Genomic DNA, 17,930 nt, shown 5'->3' with positions numbered 1-17,930 from the left:
ACATGGAAAACGTTTAACACCTAACCAAGCAACCACTCAATTGCAATAAGGCCGGATTTTATCCCGACCTGCCAAGGGTTTACCCTGATGATCCCCTCCCCCGCGCCATAAAAAAGCCCCGACAGTGGCCGGGGCTCGGAATACCGACGGGCGGGATCAGCGGTTGATGGCGATGGGCATGCCGCTGCGCTGCTCCAGGGCCTGCTTGACCAGCTGGGAGTCGCTGTCCGCGTGGGCGATGAAGCGGGTCACGGCGGTGGACATGGGCAGCGGGGCCGGCAGGCTGGAGTTGAACTCCTCCTGGTTGCGGGAGAGGGGCTGGTGCACTTCCAGGTAGCGGCGGCCATCCGGCTCGACAGAGGCCTTGATGGGCTGGTTCACGAACTGGACGCGGGTACCGACCGGGACCTGCTTGAACAGGTACTCGATGTCGTCGTTGCGCAGACGCACGCAGCCGTGGCTCACCCGCAGGCCGATGCCGAACTGGGCGTTGGTGCCGTGGATGGCGTACATCTTGCCGATGTAGAGCGCGAACAGCCCCATGGGGTTGTCCGGACCGGCCGGCCAGACCGCAGGCAGGGTCTCGCCACGGGCGGCGTACTCGGCGTGCATCTTCGCGGTCGGGGTCCAGGTCGGGCCCGCCTTCTTGCGCTGCACGCTGGTCACCCAGTCTTCCGGGGTGTCGGTGCCGAGCTGGCCGATGCCAATCGGCAACACTTCCACCACCTTCTTGCCTTTGGGGTAGTAGTAGAGGCGCATCTCGGCCACATTCAGCACGATGCCTTCACGGGGGGCATCCGGCAGGATCAGCTGATGCGGCACGACCAGCTTCTCGCCCGCCTGCAGCAGCAGGGGGTCTGCCTTGGGGTTGGCTTCCAGCATGTTGGTCAAGCCGAGCTGGAATCTGGCCGCTGCCGCTTCCAGGGGTTGGCCCGCCTCTTCCGGGGACACCACGTAGTCCAGGTTCTCCCCCACCAGGCGGCTGTTGGCTGCGGGCAGGGCATATTCGATGGCGAGGGCGGGCATGGCGGCCAGGATCAGGGAGCAGCACAGTGCGGCCGCCGTGTTGTGGAGGAGCTTCATAACTTTCCTGTGATAAAGGGGGTGGTTCAGCACTCTGGCCAGCGCGGAGGCGACGGACGCGCCCGGGGCGAAGAGAAGGCCGCCATTTTTCTCCTCTGCCATGCAAATTTCAACCGCCACGTGCTGACGGGTCGGTGATTAAATACGGTGCCGCGCTGCGCCACGGCACCTTGTCATAAGCGGGATCAGCCGTTTTTCCAACTGTGCATATCATAACCGGTTGGAGACTGATGCAAACGCAGATGGAATTGCTCAATTATCGCAAATATGTGGTCGAAAATATCAGCCTGTATCCCTTCATACTCGGCCCAGGCGGTGGTCGCCGTGAAGCAGTAGATCTCCAGCGGCAGGCCGTCCGTGGTCGGTGCCAACTGGCGCACCATCAGGGTCATGTCCTTGCGAATGCCCGCATGAGCCCGCAGGTAGGCGTCCAGATAGGCGCGCAGGGTGCCGAGGTTGGTGAGGTGGCGACCATTGATGGGGCAGCTGATGGCATCGCTGAGCTGCTGGTTGTAGCTGCTGAGCTCCTGCTCCTTGCGGCTGAGGTAGGGCGCCAGCAACCTGGCCTGCTTGAGCTGCAACTGCTCCTGCGAGGTGAGGAAGCGCACGCTGGTCATGTCGATGTTGACGCTGCGCTTGATGCGGCGCCCGCCGGATTCGGTCATCCCCTGCCAGTTCTTGAAGGAGTCGGAGATGAGGGCATAGGTGGGGATGGTGGTGATGGTCTTGTCCCAGTTCGACACCTTGACCGTGGTGAGGCCGATGTCGGTCACCTCGCCGTCCGCCCCGTACTTGTCCATCTGCAACCAGTCACCGACACTCAGCATGCGGTTGGCGGAGAGCTGGATGCCCGCCACCAGGCCGAGGATGGGGTCCTTGAACACCAGCATCAGGACTGCGGTCATGGCCCCCAGGCCGCTGAACAGGAAGAGCGGCGACTTGCCGAGCAGCAGGGCGATCATCAGGATGCCCACCAGGATGCTGGCCACCAGTTTCACCCCCTGGAAGATGCCGCGCAGGGGCAGATCCCGCCCAAGCCGGGTATGACGGCTCAGGGAGAGCAGACAGTCGAGCAGGGCGAACAGGGCCAGCAGCAGGAACAGCAGGATCCAGAGCTGGGCCAGCAACTCGATAAGCGCCAGGCTCTCGGACGCTTTGGGCAGCCAGATCTCCGCCTGACCGAGCAGCACGGCCCCCTGGAACACGAAGGCGAGCCGGTAGAAGAGGCGTTGCTGCAACTGGGGCGGCAGCCACATCTGCTTGGTCTTGCCAAGCAGCCCCACCAGGCGCACCAGCAGGATGCGGTGCAGCACCAGGTGCAGCACCATGGCGGTCAGCACGATGAACCCCAGGGCGATCACCAGGGCCATCATGGGGGTCACATCGACCCCCAGGCCTGACAACCAGTTGAAAAACATCTCTTTCATCGTTACCTCCGCAATATCACACAGCGGTCAGGGTACGCATCTGGTCCCCCATGTCAAATGACAGACCGATCACTATTGCCGAAACGACAGCGCCCGGCAGGGGCCGGGCGTTGTCATCACCAGAGGGTGCCTTAGCCGACCAGGCTCAGGGCATCACGGGCGATCACCAGCTCTTCGTTGGTGGGCATCACCAGGGCCAGACGACTGCCTTCGACGGTGATGGGGCCTTCACCGCCCAGTACGGCTGCGTTGTTGGCCTCCTTGTCGATCTTGAAGCCGAGCAGGGCCAGTCGGGCCAGCACCATCTCGCGCACCATGGCGGCGTTCTCGCCGATGCCGCCGGTGAACACCAGGGCGTCAAGGCGACCATCCATGGCGGCAGCATAGGCACCGACGTACTTGGCAACGCGATAGGTGAAGACGTCCAGCGCACGCTTGGCACCGGCGTCGGTGGCGTAGTTGCCGGTGACGTAGCGGCAGTCGCTGCTCTCCTCGGTCATGCCCAGCAGGCCGGATTCGCGGGTCAGCACCTGGTTGATCTTGTCCACGCTGTAACCCAGGTTGTCGTGCATGAAGAAGACGATGGCAGGGTCGATGTCACCGGAGCGGGTGCCCATCGCCAGCCCTTCCAGCGGGGTCAGCCCCATGGAGGTGTCGACGGACTCGCCGTTCTTGATGGCGCAGACGGAGGCACCGTTACCCAGGTGGCAATTGATGATGTTGAGCTCATGGAGCGGTTTGCCCAGCGCCTTGGCGGTCTCTTCGGCGATGAAGCGGTGGGAGGTGCCGTGGGCGCCGTAACGACGGATGCCGTTCTCGCGATAGAGCTTGTAGGGCAGCGCGTAGAGGTAGGCTTCCTCTGGCAGGGTCTGGTGGAAGGCGGTGTCGAACACGGCCACGTTCTTGTCGGCCAGGGCCGGGAACACCTTGAGGGCGGCACGGATGCCGATGAGGTGCGCCGGGTTGTGCAGGGGGGCAAACGGAATGGCGGCCTCGATGCCGGCGATCACGCCGTCATCGATGCGCACGGAACGGGAGAACTGCTCGCCGCCGTGCACGATGCGATGGCCGATGGCGACCAGCTGATCGGCCAGGGAGGGATCCTGGGGCAGGATGTGGCCCACGATGTGGTCGAGGGCTTCCTGGTGCGCGGCACCGGCGCCCAGCATGGCGTCGCCCTTGACCCCGTGGAGTTTCCATTTGATACGTGCGTCATCCAGATTGAAGCATTCGGCCAGGCCGGACAGCATGTCCTCGCCCGTTTCAGCGTCCATTACGGCAAATTTCAGGGAAGAGCTACCGCAGTTAAGGATCAATACCAACTTGCTCATGTTCTACATCTTCCTGTGCTTCGGCTTTACGCCGACAGTGTCGTGTCATCCAGCGATGGATGGGATTCCCCTGCCGGGGGCTTATGGTCGCAGGAGGGTGCGTCCAATTTTTCAAATCGTTGGGCGCAGACCGTTCGTCTGGCGCGCGCGTCGAATCAGCGATTCGCAACGGGCCTCTGTTGGCCCAATCACTCGGGACTCCAGGCCCCGAATGCCACTCAGGCGCCGGTCAGCAGCGACTGGTGAACCTTGACGACCAGCTTCTTGACCGGACCTGGGGTCGTCAGGGTGCAGAGGGGGCGATGCAGTTCTCCCGGCCAGAAGATGGCGAAGTCGCCGGGCTGCAACGCCAGATAACTGGTCTGCTCGTCATCGACGAACCAGAGATCGGGGTGAGGATGATCGGCACCGTCCCGGCTGTAGGCGTGAGGGCCCACGCCGATCCACTCCTCGCCGCGCAGCAGCAGCTGGATGTCCAGATACTGCTCATGAAACTCGCCCCGGCGCTCCGCCACCGGCTCTGTCAGATCCTCGCTCACCAGGCAGAACAGCGTGAGGCCGTAGACCTCCTGCTTGCCGAGGGGGGCGTGCAGCCAGCGTTCGACGCTTTGCACCACCTCGGCCACGATACGGTTCAGGGGGGCGGGTAAGGGGGTGCGTTGCAAGGTATCCAGACTGCCGGTGATCATGAGGTTCGCATCCTTAGGTATATCTGTGGTCTATCTTTGTGCACCAATGAAAAAGGACCATTGAAGGTCCTTTTATCGTCTCGTCTGCCATCCGTGCAGACGGGGGCACTGTCGCTTCCTAGCCGATGGCGCCGAGTCACTGTTGCATACTCGTCCGCCCCTGCCAAGAGATACTCGCCCATTCACCCGATGATCGTACCAGTTGAAACAATATTATTCACTACCCAATCTCCCCCGACTTTGACCAGACGCAAAAACGGGAGCATCTGCTCCCGTTTTTTTTCCATCACCCGCTCAAAGCGGTGCCATTCAAACCTTGCCAGCGTTTTCCACCGGCTTGGCGTACATGGCGCGCCAGATGGCTTTGTGCTCTTGTGGCACCTCGGACTGGCGAGTCAGGAAGGCACTCTGCTCTATGGTGCTGGCCTTGCCGGGCACATCCGCCGCGAGGTAGTTGCCCGGGAAGAGGCGATAGCTGCTCCAGATCGCCTTGTCGATGAGCGCCGCCAGCTCGTCCGGATCGCTGAAGCCCTCGGTGATGGGGGCGCCGAAGGAGACATGTACCCGCCCCTTCTGGCCGACGATGCCCGCGACGATACTCTCGATGTCCTCGAACTCGCCCTTCTCGTAGCTGCCGTTGACCGACTTCTCGTAGAGCTCGCGCGCCTTGGCCTTGTCGGTGGGATCCAGCTCGTAGCTAATGCTCACCGGCACGATGTTGAGGCTGCGCATGTAGTCGACGAACTCGATCTTCTGCTTCTTGCCGTCCACGTAGAACATCTTGAGGATGGCAGGATCCGTCTTGTCGTCCCCGTCCTTGGCGCGCCCCTCCTTCTGGGCGATCCAGATGGAGTGCCCCTCATGCACCGACTGGCCGATGTAGGCCGACAGCTCGCCGAGGGCCTTCATCATCTCCCGCGGCCCCTTGGCGGAGCGCTTGACGATGAAGCTCTTGTTGAGCTTCATCAGCTCGGTGGCGCAGGGCTTGCGCAGCAGATTGTCGCCGATGGCGATGCGCACGGTATCGAACCCGTGGGTGTGCAGCCCCCAGTTGACGAACGCCGGATCCATGGCGATGTCCCTGTGGTTGGAGACGAACAGGTAGCCCTGCTCCTTCTTGAGGTGTTCGAGCCCGGAGAAGCTCACCCCCTGGGTGGAGGTGGCGATCATCCGGGTCATGTAGCGGGTCACCCCCATCTGTACCTGATGGATGGTGCTGACCTTGGCCCACTTGTGGCGCAGGAACTGGCGGATCAGCGGGCGAATGGCCCAGCCCAGCCAGCTCATCAGGGAACCGAAGCGGTATTTGGCGATGGCGCCGATAAACTCGTCATCCTGGATCAGCCGCTCGATGGCAGCCGGTACTTCTTCATCGCGATAGGGGCGAATGTCCGCGAATCTATCTACTTCTGTCACAATGTCTGCCTTGCATGTATGGAGTCGCGGCCTGCGTCTGCCGGCCGGGAAAATTCAGGGCGCAATTTTACACGCTTTTATCCCCAGGGGTATGAGAGGCGTACAGATAGTGCGATCTTGCAGTGAAAAAGCGATGGCGGTCACCCGCCAGCCCCCCTTTCGACAACGGCTGCGCTAGCCAGCGGGATTGATGAGCGCGGTGAGGACGTGGTCCTCCCAGCGGCCGTTGATCATCAGATAGTCCCGAGCGTACCCCTCCTGCTCGAACCCCAGCCGTTCGAGGAGCGCGCCGCTTCGCAGGTTCGCGGGCATGTAGCTGGCCATGATGCGATGCAGGCCCCGCTCCCGGAACAGGTGATCGATGCCGGCGGCCACCACCTCCTGCATCAGGCCCTGCCCTTCGTGCTCCTTGTCGATGGCATAGCCCAGGTGGCACGCCTTGAACATGCCCATCACAATGTTCGTGAAATTGCAGGTGGCGAGCACCCGCTCCCCCCTGGGATCGAGCGCCACCAGTTGCACGGCACTGCCCTCGAAATAGTGGCCGTAACCGTCGCGCAAGCGGGTCTGCCAGTGGGCGAGGGTGTAGAAGCTCTCCTCCCGCCTGGGCTCCCAGGGGGCCAGGTGGGCGCGATTGCGCAGATAGAAATCCACCATCAGGCAGGCCCGCTCCGGGGTCAGCACGGTCAGCCGGGTGCGGGGGGTGACAATGTGGGGCAGCGTCGTCATCTCACCCTCTGGAGGTTGGAAGCAGACAGAAGGGTCATCAGAGATCCCTCAGCCTCAGCCACTCGTCCCGCAGCAGGCCGTAGTGCACATGATCCACCACCCTGTCCGCCAGCCGCTCCGCCCGCCGGGTGATCCCCTCCTGGGTCATTCCCAGCCGCTCGCACACGGCCCGGCTCGCCTCGTTCTCGAGGGCGGCGCTGATCTCCACCTTCTCCATCCCCATCTCCTCGAAGGCGTGATGGATCAGGGCCTGGCAGGCCCGGGTGATGATGCCGTGCCCCTGCCAGCGCTCCGCCAGCCAGTAACCGATGGTCACCTTGCCGAGATCCTGATCGATCTGGTTGTAACCGATGACGCCGACCACCTCCCCCTGATACTCGATGGCCGTGGTCAGCCCCTCCCCCCGGGCAAACTTCTCGATGGCGTGGCGAATGAAGGTGGCGCTGTCGGCGGGCTGCTGGATGTGGGGCACCCAGGGCAGCCACTGGGAGAGGTAGTCGCGGTTGCGCTGGCAGAGGCGAAACAGCTCGCTGGCCATGTCGGGTTGCAGGAACAGGAGCGCCAGCTCGTCATCCAGTTGCCATGAAAACATCGCCACTCCTCCCCGGTTCCGCTCCGGCCATCTGCCGGCATGGGAGCCAATGTAGTCAATCAATCCCTTGTTTGCCAAGGACTTTTCAACCGACTTCCCCGCTGGCAACCCCCATATGGCGATCCCCATGCGGGCACCTTGATCCCAAGGTCATCAATCACCCCTCACAGCGGTTCAACATGCTGCCATTACCAGTACTTGCGGATGATTGGCGCTGTAAAAGTGAATCGTGCTACCTGTTTTCGCTGCCCTGTGACAAATGACAGGCCGTTATTTTCCCCCTTCCCACTAGTGTAAGAGCGCCGGGCAACGGACCCGGCGTGTAATCTTCATCGACTAAGGAAAGACGAGATGAACAAAGTCTATTTGGCCGTCATGCTGGCCTGCTGGGGAAGCGCCGCCATGGCGGCAGAACAGGTGGAAGTGAACCAGGTCTCCGACCTGACCGGTGCGGTGAGCGGCGCCGCCAAGATTGGCGCCCTTGGCGCCGGGGATGGCGAGTTTCGCAAGGTACGGGCGGTGACGCTGCCCAATGGCCAGCAGCGGATACGCTATGAGCAGACCTGGCAGGGGATTCCGGTGTGGGGCCAGGTTCTGGTGGCCGATCAGGCGCTGGGGGGCCAGGTCAATCAGGTGTCCGGCACCATGCTGCGCAAGATCGATGCCGACCTGACGGGCCCGGCCGTTGCCCTCTCCGCCAGCGACGCCGCACGCCAGGCTCGCAGCGGTGCCAAGGGGAGCAACGAACAGGTCAAGCTGTTCGTGATGCAGGATGAGACCGGCCAGGCCAGACTGGTCTATCTGGTCTCCTGGCTCGCCGCCAGCAAGGAACCGAGCCGCCCCTTCGTGATGATCGACGCCCAGACCGGCAGCGAGCTCAAACGCTGGGAGGGGATCAACCACAAGGACGCCACCGGCCCGGGGGGCAACGTCAAGACCGGCAAGTATATCTACGGCGCCGACTTTGGCCCCCTGCAGGTAGATGACAACTGCCGCATGACGGGGACCAATGTGGACACCCTCAACATGAATCACGGCACCACGGGGGGCACCATCCACCAGTTCACCTGCCCGGAGAACACGGTCAAGGAGATCAACGGTGCCTATTCCCCTCTCAACGATGCCCACTACTTCGGCAACGTGGTGTTCGACATGTACCGCAACTGGTACAACACGGCGCCGCTGAGCTTCAAGCTCAAGATGCGGGTGCACTACAGCCGCAACTACGAGAACGCCTTCTGGGACGGCAGCCAGATGACCTTCGGCGACGGGGCCACCACCTTCTATCCGCTGGTGAGCCTGGATGTGGCGGCCCACGAGGTGAGCCATGGCTTCACCGAGCAGAACTCAGGACTGGTCTACTCCGGTCAGTCCGGTGGCATCAACGAGGCCTTCTCCGACATGGCGGGGGAAGCGGCCGAATACTACATGAAGGGCAGCAACGACTGGCTGGTGGGGGCCCAGATCTTCAAGGGCAACGGCTCCTTGCGCTACTTCGAGGACCCGGCCCGGGACGGCAAGTCCATCGGCCACGCCAGCGATTACTATGACGGCATCGACGTGCACCACAGTTCCGGGGTCTACAACCGCGCCTTCTACCTGCTGGCCAACACCAGCGGCTGGCAAACCCGCAAGGCGTTCGAGGTGTTCGTGCTGGCCAACCGCCTCTACTGGGGCCCCAACACCACCTTCGATCAGGGGGCGTGCGGGGTGACCAGGGCCGCCACGGATCTCGGCTACAGCGTGAGCGACGTGGCAGCCGCCTTCACCGCCGTCGGGGTCAATGCCACCTGCGGCGGCACCACGCCCCAACCGGGCAGCGTGCTGCAAAACGGGGTACCGGTGAGCAATCTCACCGCCGCCAAGGGGGGCAAGCTGAACTTCACCGTCGAGGTGCCCGCCGGCAGAAGCCAGCTGGTGGTGACCAGCAGCGGCGGCAGCGGGGATGCGGATCTCTACGTGAAATTCGGCAGCGCGCCGACCGCCAGCAGCTATGACTGCCGCCCCTACAAGAGCGGCAATGCCGAAACCTGTACCCTGAACGCCCCCAAGGCGGGGACCTGGCACGTGCAGCTGAGCGGGTTCAGCGCCTTCTCCGGCGTCACCCTCAAGGCCAGCTACTGAGTCTGAGCTGGCATCAAGGGGAATTAGCGAAGAGCGCCGGCCTGGTCCGGCGCTTTTTTATGTCCGCTTGCCCGACCAGCGCCGGGCCAGGGTACGGGCCGCCTCCAGCACCCGCTCCTTGGCGGGATTGGGGCGCTTGCCGCTGCGCCAGGCCATCATCACGTCCCAGTGATCCGGTGGCAGATCCACCACGTCCAGCTTCACCAGGCGACCGAACTCCAGATCCCGGGTGATGGCGAGCGCCGGCATCAGGGTGATGAAGCCGTGCTCCAGCGCCAGCTCCCGCGCCGCACTCGCTGGCTGGATGGCGTGCAGCGGACTCGCCACCTGGCGCAGCAGGCGCAGCTGCAGGATCAGCTCGTCGCAGCCCGTCCCCCACTGCTGGGGCGCCAGCCGCTCGTTGGCGATGTCCTGCAGGGTCAGCCCCTGCCGCCCGGCCAGCGGGTGGGTGGCGCAGGCCACGGCGATGATGGGGGAACGGTAAAGCAGTTCGAGCTGGATGCCCGCGATGGCAGGGCACTTGAGAATGAAGCCCACGTCGGTCTCGCCGGTCAGCAACTCCTGCATGATGATGCCAGAGTGATCCGTGTTGCAGCGGATCTCGAAGGTCTCGTCCACCAGGGCCAGCAGCAGGGGGCCGAACACCGCCGTGGTCAGAGAGGGGAGGCAGGAGAGCCGGATCCGCGGCAATGCAGGCGCCCCCTGCATCGCCAGCCGCCCCCCTTCCAGTGCGCTCAGGGCCGCGGTCGCGGCAGGCAGAAACTGCTCGCAGGCCGGGGTCGGGGTGGCCCCCCGACGATGGCGACGGAACAGAGACTGGCCCAGCTCCTGCTCCAGCACGGCAATGCGCTGGCTCACCATGGGTTGTGACCAGCCGCGAATGGCGGCCACCTTGCTGAAGCTGCCACGGTTGGCCACATCCAGCAGCAGTTGCAAATCGTCGAGGGTCATAGCCATAACCAAATCCAATATGAAATATAGCCAGTTGTCGGCTACCACTATATCTGGAGCCCCACCAGAATAGCAGCATCAATCGTCATGAACCGGCTGAACGCCACCGAGCCAGGGAGTTGTCATCCCCCTTGGCTCTGTTTGGTGACGGCGCCGTTCGGGCAAGAAAGACAACAATATCAGCGAAGCAAACAGAGGTATCAGGGTCATGGTGGATCGGGCGAGGCGGTTGGGGCGGTGGTTCTTGGCATTGGATTCCCTGCTGGTGATCCTGGGCTTCTTCGTGGTGATGCCCATGATCAGCCTGCGCTTCGTCGACCAACTGGGCTGGGCCGCCGGTGTGGTGGGACTGGCACTGGGGCTCCGTCAGCTTACCCAGCAAGGGCTGGGGGTCTTTGGCGGCTCCCTCGCCGACAAGTTCGGGGCGCGCCCCCTCATCGTCTGCGGCATGCTGCTGCGGGCGCTGGGGTTTGCCAGCCTGGCCTATGCCCAGAGCGGATTGGAACTGATCCTCTCCTGCATCATCTCGGGGCTGGGTGGCTGCCTGTTCGATCCCCCCCGCGCCGCCCTGGTGATCAAGTTCACCCGGCCACGGGAGCGGGGTCGCTACATCTCCCTGCTGATGATGCTGGAGAGCGCCGGCGCCGTGGTGGGAGCCCTGCTCGGCAGCTGGCTGCTCAACTTCGATTTTGAATATGTCTGCCTGCTGGGTGCCGGTCTCTTCGTCTGCGCCGCCCTGTGCAACCTGCTGATCCTGCCCCCCTACAAGCTTTCGGTGCGCCCGACGCCGATCCGGGACGGCCTCGGCCAGGTGCTGGCGGACAAGGCCTTCTGCCGACTGGTGCTGATCTTGAGCGGCTACTACGCGCTCTGGGTGCAGGTCATGCTGATCTTCCCCATTCTGGTCAAACAGATGGCGGGCAGCACCACGGCGGTGGGCTGGATGTACACCCTGGAGACGGCCATCTCCCTGGCCCTGCTCTACCCCCTTGCCCGGTTCGGCGAGCGCCACTTCAAGCTGGAGAACCGTCTGATGGCGGGGGTGCTGCTGATGACCACGGGGATCGGGCTGGTGGCCTTTGCCACCACCTTGCCCGCCGTCTTCCTGCTGCTCGCCTGCTTCTATCTCGGCATCGTCATCGCCGAGCCGGCGCGGGAAACCCTGATGACCAAGCTGGCACAACCGGGGGCGCGGGGCAGCTACATGGGCTTCAGCCGACTGGGACTGGCACTCGGGGGCATGACGGGTTACGTGGGGGGCGGCGCCCTGCACGACTACGCCATGGCCCAGGGGCAACCCTGGTTGCCCTGGCTGGTACTCGGCACCGTCGGTGTCACCACCTTGCTGCTGCTGGCCAACTGCTTCCAGCGCGGCTCCCGCCTGGCAGGGGTCAACGCCTGATCCTCTGGCAATCATCCCGTCTACCCCGGGCGCCCCTCTCTTGAAGGGCGCCCTTTTTTTACCTTCTCCTTGCATTGCCCTCCCCCTCGTCTGCGCCCATCCGCCCGAAAATCCCCCATAAAAAAAGCGGCAGATTGCTCTGCCGCTTTTGCCCAGCCCGCTTGGCTGTTACTTGTTGATATCCAACATGTTGTTTTGCAACATGAAATCGATCACCTGGTTGGCCGTCGTCCCTGAACCGCCCGTCAGAGTGTCGAAGGTGTGGTTCATCAGCACTATCTCCTGGGTCACCGGCGCAGCACTGCTCTCCTTGACCTGCAGGTGCACCCCTTCGCTGTCCTGGAACACCGAGAGCAGGCTCTTCAGGGAGCTCTCGCTCTTGCTGCCATCGCTGTCGAGCAAGTCGCTCAGATCCAGCTTGTCCCCTTCCGACTTGCTGAAATCGACGATGTAGTCCTTGGCCACCTTGCCAGCCTCGGTATCCCCCTTCAGCCAGGTGAAGGTATCGGCACCTGCATCCCCCATGAGGATGTCGTTGCCGGCCCCCCCGATCAGGATGTCGTTGCCCAGCCCGCCGCTCAATATGTCGTTGCCGGTACCGCCATAGAGGGTGTCGTTGCCACTGCCACCATAGAGGCGATCGTTGCCGCTCTCCCCATAGAGGGTGTCGTTGCCGCTACCACCGAACAGGGTGTCGTTGCCGGCACCGCCGTACAGGAAGTCATCACCCCCCTGACCGAACAGGATGTCATTGCCATCACCACCGAGGAGGGTGTCACCCTTGTCATTGGTCGACGACTGATCGAACTCGCTGGCGTGATCCGTGATGTAGGCGTGCACCTGGGCATCGGTCACCGACCCTGCCCCCAGCTTGCCGCTCACATACTGCTTGATGGCCGCATACCCTTCCCCGCTGATGCCGGTGAAGCGTACCGCGTCGCCAAACAGGATGTCGTCGCCCGCACCGCCATCCAGCCTGTCAGCGCCGGGCAGGTTGCTGACCGGCGTCCCCAGGATGGCATTGGCGAGATCGGAGGCAGACACATTGGACTGTACGACCTTGTCGCTATCAAACAGCTTGAGAATATCGCTCGATACCCCGCTGCCGATCCCGATGGCCGCCAGCACCACATTGTTTGCCTCCAGCAGCGGCAGCACATTCAATGCGTTGTCCCGTGCCGTGCTGTTGGTCGACCCCGAGGTATAACTGGTTGAGATCTCGAAGGTTCCATCCCCTTGCGCCTTGATCTTGCCGATGTTCTGGGAGTTCCAGTTACCATTTACGTTCTGTGACCACTGCTTGACGTTGCCGCTGGCATCCACAATCACCCGCTGGGTGCCCCCGATATTGGCGTAGAAAGCCGTACCCGGTACGTAGTTGTTGACGTTGACAAAGGTATCCAGACCTTCCTGGGTCTTGGTGTTCACCACCGGATTGATCTCTTCGTTGTAGAAGTAGGAGTTCGGAGCCCCATCGGTGATGAAATAGGCCTGATTCTTCGCATTGGTGTTGTTCTTGGCCAGGTCGCTGTTGAACCAGTTGGAGGTGACCTTGAGCGGATCCTCGTAGTTGGTCAGCCCCGAGGTACCATCCATGCTGGTCAGTACATCACCCAGCAGCTTCAACGCATTGGGATCTTTGAGATCCACGCTGACGGAACGATTGACCTGAGTATCAAAATCGATCAGGAAGACGTTGACCTTGCCCGCCGCCTCCTTGCCCGCACTCCCCTGGAGCTCTTTGAATACCTGGGTCAGTTGATCCCGGATGGTCTTCATCGCCGACGAACCGATACTGCTCGAGGTGTCGATCATGAAGGCGAGGTTGTAGTTCTGGCCCGGCAGCATCACGCTGCCATCCAGATCCCCCACCACGATATTGTGCTCGCTGCCATAGGTCCGATTCTGGTCCCCCGGCTCCCCTTCGGAGGCGTTGAAGTAGCTCAGGCGGATGCTGTCGTCATCGGTCGCGGTACTGGTCAGATCGGTCCCGACCTCCTTGGCGATGACATCGACCTTGAGATTGACCAGGCCCGCCTTGTCACCCGGTACCCGCAGTGTCAGGCCGCTCAGGTTCAGATCCAGTGCATTGCTGCTCCACAGCTTGTCCGACGCGGTGAAGGTCAGCTTGCCATCGTCCCCGACGGTACCCAGCAACTGGCTGCCCTTGTAGAGCTCGGAGCCTTTGGGCATGCCGCTCAGCACCAGGCTGTCAAACACCTCGCTGCCATCCCTGTCGGTGAGGGAGGCCGTCAGCTCGACCGGGTAATCCACCTTGGTCGGCGGAACCAGGGTCAGCTCACCCGTGGTCTGGTTGATCTGGTAGATGCCGTCTGCGAACTGGACATATTCCATGTCGTGCAGGGCCTTGGTCACCCCGACGCCCCGCTCGAACACGACGAAGTCGAACCACTTGTCGTTGTTCGAATAACCCTCGCCCTTCTTGATGGAGTAGTCGGCACGATTGCCGGGCAGCACGGCGATATCCGTGCCAGTCCCGCCATAGAGGCCGTCATTGCCAAGACCGGAAACCAGGATGTCGTTGCCTTCACCGCCGTAGAGGGAATCGCCCTGGATGGCATCGCTGCCCACCAGAATGTCATTCCCCTGGTTGCCGACCAGGCTGTCGCCACCACCCTTCTGGCTCACGATGTAGTCGTTGCCGCTGGTGCCATTGACCTGATCCTGCCCAGAAGAGCTATCGGTCAGGGTCTTGGTGATCCCGAGGGCCCCCTTGTCGAAGTTGCCGGACTGGAACTGGCCCGTGGTGATCCCCGCGCTCGGGAAGCTCAGGTTGTAAAGGGGAATACCGTTGCCCACCAGACTCAGGTTGACGGTCGGCTTGTCGGCCACCGCCGCCACGTCGATCACCAGCTTGCTGCCGTTGCTGAGGTTGGCACCGTCGCTTATCTGATAGCCGATGCTGGCATAGTCGCCCTTCATGTTGCCGACCACGGCGCCGTTGCCGTTGGCGGCATGGGTGCTCGATTCGTTCAGACCGGGCACGAAGCGCAGATGGCCTGCGTTCACCTCGGCATAGGAGATGAGGGATCCGGTTTGCACCGCAACCCACTGCCCAGCCGCATTGAGGTATTCGAGGGTACCGTTCAGCGGCAGGATGTTGATCTGCACCCCGAGATCGGTCGCGTCCTGATCATCGCTGGCACCGAACTGGGCCCAGGTCAGGACCTGGGGCTGATCTTCGGCACCGGTGCTGTGGCCGCCAGCCGCCGTCGGCGCCCGATCGTTGTCCACTATGGTACCGGTCCCGCTCTGACCACCGATGGTCACCGAGAGGGTCTCGTTCGTCTCGACCAGGCGATCGTTTACCGTCGGGATGGTCACCGTGAAGTCTGTCACGCCCGCCGGTACCGTGATCTTGCCGGAGGTGCTGTTGTAGGTCACGCCGTTGCTGAACTGGGCATTGCCCCAGTCCTGGTTGGAGGCGGGGTTGTTGCCCGATCCGCGAATGGCGAAATCGTATTCGGTCGCTTCCTGGGTCGCATCGGACAGGGTGACCTTGTGCAACAGGTTGCCCCCTTCAGTCACGCTCTCGCTGGAGACACCCTGAACCAGCGGCGTGAAGAGAGGCTTGGTGGCAAAGGAGCCAATGCTGGCGTCACCGTCACCATCCACCACCCGGATCTGGAAGTCGATGTCACCATCACCCAGGGGTTTGGACATGCGCTGGTACTGGAAGAACTCCCACTTGCCGGTGGCTGGCGTGAACTCCAGCTTGAAGACGAGGTTGCCGCCCGCATCATTCCCGAGCAGGGTATTGGCCCCGCTGGCGGTGATGGCGATGGCTGAGCCGGAAGCCGTCCGCAGACCATTCTCGAAGGTCGCCGGGTCCAGTACCAACCCGATGGAGCCCTTGCCGTCCGCCCCCCACTGCGGGGTCACGGTGCCGGAACCATAGGCGATGGCCTGCGCCGTGTTGGCACCGAGGAACTCGATGCTCTGTACGGTGAAGTCGCTGTTGTCGGAGGTATTGGTGTTGCCGTTGTTGGTCGCCTTGATCACCATGGTATCGAAGCCACCCTGCTGCACCTGGAAGTTCTGGTTGAACTCCCCACCCGATGCGTTGGAGTTGAATACCAGAGTGCTGATCAGCACACCACCGCGATAGAACTCCACGACCCCGCTCTCCAGCTCGCCGCCAAACATCTTGCTGAACTTGATGTTGGCGCCGTAGGCAACCTTGCCCGCATCCAGCCTGACGATCAGCTGCTCGGAGGCGGACGATCCGTCAGCAAAGTGACGGAAGTCAATCTCGTTGGCGAGGTTGTGGTAAGGCGCAGCACCGCTGGCCACCCCCAACCCCGAGCTGGAGCCGTTGACCTCCGCCGTTACCAGTGAGGAATCGGTTGCCGACTTGAAGCCCAGGGCGCTGATGGTAAAGCCCGCCATGTTCAGGGTGCTCTGGTTGCCACTGTACTTGGTCAGGTCGAAGAGCCCGGTCAGCACATTCGGAATATCGGTCTTCACCACGGAAACGGCATCGCTGTTGCCGGCAATGGGGGAATCGTCCTCGACGCTGACATCCAGCTTGCCCTTGGTGACGCCGCTGCCATCGGAGACCTCCACGTCCAGCTGGAACGACAACTTGTCTTCCGAGGTCGTATCCCCGTGGTCGAGGGGGCCCTTGAGGGTCACGTCATAGGTCCATTCTCCCTTGCCGCTGGCATTGGGTGCCGTCAGCTTGACCTCAACCACCGCCTTGTAATCGGCGCCGCCAATCGCCCCCGTGTAGCCGACCAGCGTCTTGCTGCCCGCATCCCAGCTCCACTGGACCTTGGCCCCACCGGACGTCAGCCCGGCCGGTCCGTTCAAGGAGATGCTGAGCGTGCTGCTGTCGATGTCGCCCACCGAGAGGGTACCGGACGCCTTGATGGCGTTGGTGGTATCCGGGTTGCCGACCGTGTCGGCAATACCGTTTGCCAGACCCTCTTCGGAGACGACAGCCCCATTGGAGATGGTCAGCGTCGGCAGATCGTTGACCGCATCCACCTTGATGGTCACGGTTGCGGGGCTCGCATCCACGGCGCCGTCGTTGTCTACCGCCGCATAGTTGAAGGTGGTGTTGCCGTTCCAGTTCGCATTCGGAGTGAAGGTGAGCTTGCCGGCGTCCGCCACCGCAATGCTCTGATCCACCGTCACAGCCACCCCGTTCAGATAGAGGATGCCGTTGGCAGGCAGGCTCTTGATGGTGAAACTCACCACGTTGCCATCGATGTCGCTGCCACTGAGGGTCGGAATGGCGATGCTGGCGGCATCTTCCTGACCGTTTGCCTGCTTGTTCGCCGTCTCCGGCGCTTCATTCAGGATCTGCGCGTTGTCGCTGCCCGGCAGGGAGACGTTGCCCGCCTTGTCGGTCTGGGTCGCCGTCACCGTCAACGACTTGCCGTTGGCCGGGGTCGTCTCCGTCCAGCTGATGGTGCCATTCTGATAGCCGTAGCTCTTGCCATTGCTTGCCAGCAGGGTGCCATCGGCTTTGAGCGTCAACTGGACAGTGCTGTTCACCCCGCCATTGTTGATGGTCAGCGTCACCTTGCCGCCCGCAACCAGGTCTGCGTGATTGATCCCGGCGCGTACCTGGATCTGATCATTGCCAATCTCGGCCTTGGTCAGCATCTGGTCGTTGTTGGCATCATCCACGATAACCACGGTCGGGGCATTGGGTGCCTGGGTGTCGGTGTCGGCGCTGTCGCTGCCGCCGGTCCCCTTGTTGCCCGCCAGGTCGGTGTAGCTGCCGTTGTTCACGGTCACGCTGGCGGTGCCTTCAAAGCCCTGCGTCGGGGTGAAGGTCGCCGTCCAGGTCTTGCCGCCATCGGAGGTGGTCAGCCCGGTCACGGTGCCGCCCACCACGGTCAGATCGTCCAGCTCGAACCCGGTCACCTTCTCGCTGAAGGTGAAGGTCACCGGACTGGTCTCACCCACGGTCAGCTTGTCGTCAACGATGTTGACTTCCACGCTCGGGGCCGCCGTGTCCACCGGGGCACGGTCGCTGCCGCCAGTGCCCGCATTGCCGTTCAGGTCGGTGTAGCTGCCAGGCTTGACGGTGACTGATGCCGTACCTTCAAAGCCCTGCGTCGGGGTGAAGGTACCGGTCCAGGTCTTGCCGCCATCGGAGCTGGTCAGCCCGGTCACGGTGCCGCCCACCACGGTCAAATCGCCCAGCTCGAA

At 62.7% G+C, this 17,930-nt stretch carries 11 protein-coding genes; 2 read left to right on the top strand and 9 right to left on the bottom strand.

What is annotated here, in order from left to right; translation table 11 throughout:
- Nucleotides 1-156: 156 nt before the first annotated feature.
- The 7 genes from AB5Y59_RS05660 to AB5Y59_RS05630 form a co-directional block, all read right to left on the bottom strand.
- Entirely contained in the window at nucleotides 157-1,083 is a 927-nt protein-coding gene (locus tag AB5Y59_RS05660) for a L,D-transpeptidase family protein (protein ID WP_010675523.1), read from the bottom strand.
- A gap of 185 nt (nucleotides 1,084-1,268) precedes the next feature.
- Complete coding sequence (locus AB5Y59_RS05655) at nucleotides 1,269-2,510, bottom strand: mechanosensitive ion channel family protein (protein WP_010675524.1); 1,242 nt, start codon at nucleotides 2,508-2,510, stop codon at nucleotides 1,269-1,271.
- 131 nt (nucleotides 2,511-2,641) lie between these two features.
- The gene (locus AB5Y59_RS05650; RefSeq protein WP_368211636.1) at nucleotides 2,642-3,841 is read right to left on the bottom strand and encodes an acetate kinase; all 1,200 of its coding nucleotides are present in this window, start codon (nucleotides 3,839-3,841) and stop codon (nucleotides 2,642-2,644) included.
- Between the two features lie 218 nt (nucleotides 3,842-4,059).
- Entirely contained in the window at nucleotides 4,060-4,530 is a 471-nt protein-coding gene (locus AB5Y59_RS05645; protein ID WP_042016044.1) for a YhcH/YjgK/YiaL family protein, read from the bottom strand.
- 309 nt (nucleotides 4,531-4,839) lie between these two features.
- Nucleotides 4,840-5,946 carry a 1-acyl-sn-glycerol-3-phosphate acyltransferase gene (locus tag AB5Y59_RS05640; protein WP_010675527.1) on the bottom strand — a complete coding sequence of 369 codons (1,107 nt, stop codon included), beginning with the start codon at nucleotides 5,944-5,946 and terminating at the stop codon, nucleotides 4,840-4,842.
- A gap of 174 nt (nucleotides 5,947-6,120) precedes the next feature.
- Nucleotides 6,121-6,675, bottom strand: coding sequence for a GNAT family N-acetyltransferase (locus tag AB5Y59_RS05635; protein WP_201900627.1), 555 nt, complete (start codon nucleotides 6,673-6,675; stop codon nucleotides 6,121-6,123).
- 37 nt (nucleotides 6,676-6,712) lie between these two features.
- Entirely contained in the window at nucleotides 6,713-7,267 is a 555-nt protein-coding gene (locus tag AB5Y59_RS05630) for a GNAT family N-acetyltransferase (RefSeq protein WP_010675529.1), read from the bottom strand.
- 351 nt (nucleotides 7,268-7,618) lie between these two features.
- Between AB5Y59_RS05630 and AB5Y59_RS05625 the strand changes: the two genes are divergently transcribed.
- Nucleotides 7,619-9,391, top strand: coding sequence for a M4 family metallopeptidase (locus AB5Y59_RS05625; protein ID WP_368211634.1), 1,773 nt, complete (start codon nucleotides 7,619-7,621; stop codon nucleotides 9,389-9,391).
- Between the two features lie 57 nt (nucleotides 9,392-9,448).
- Here the strand turns inward: AB5Y59_RS05625 and AB5Y59_RS05620 are convergent, their stop codons facing one another.
- Nucleotides 9,449-10,348, bottom strand: coding sequence for a LysR family transcriptional regulator (locus AB5Y59_RS05620; protein ID WP_029314793.1), 900 nt, complete (start codon nucleotides 10,346-10,348; stop codon nucleotides 9,449-9,451).
- A 202-nt stretch (nucleotides 10,349-10,550) separates the two neighbouring features.
- Here AB5Y59_RS05620 and mdtH point away from each other — a divergent pair, with 202 nt between their 5' ends.
- Nucleotides 10,551-11,744: a multidrug efflux MFS transporter MdtH gene (gene mdtH, locus AB5Y59_RS05615; RefSeq protein ID WP_029314794.1), complete on the top strand. Its 1,194-nt coding sequence runs from the start codon at nucleotides 10,551-10,553 to the stop codon at nucleotides 11,742-11,744.
- A 168-nt stretch (nucleotides 11,745-11,912) separates the two neighbouring features.
- On the opposite strand, the gene AB5Y59_RS05610 is transcribed toward mdtH, so the two are convergent.
- Nucleotides 11,913-17,930, bottom strand: a 6,018-nt coding sequence (locus AB5Y59_RS05610) for an Ig-like domain-containing protein (protein WP_368211633.1), incomplete at its 5' end; no start/stop codon positions are given.

Source organism: Aeromonas sp. s10, from assembly GCF_040907975.1.
GTDB classification, from domain to species: domain Bacteria; phylum Pseudomonadota; class Gammaproteobacteria; order Enterobacterales; family Aeromonadaceae; genus Aeromonas; species Aeromonas caviae.
The sequence above is the reverse complement of the archived record's forward strand: the minus strand, read 5'-3'. Positions and strand labels throughout refer to the sequence as shown.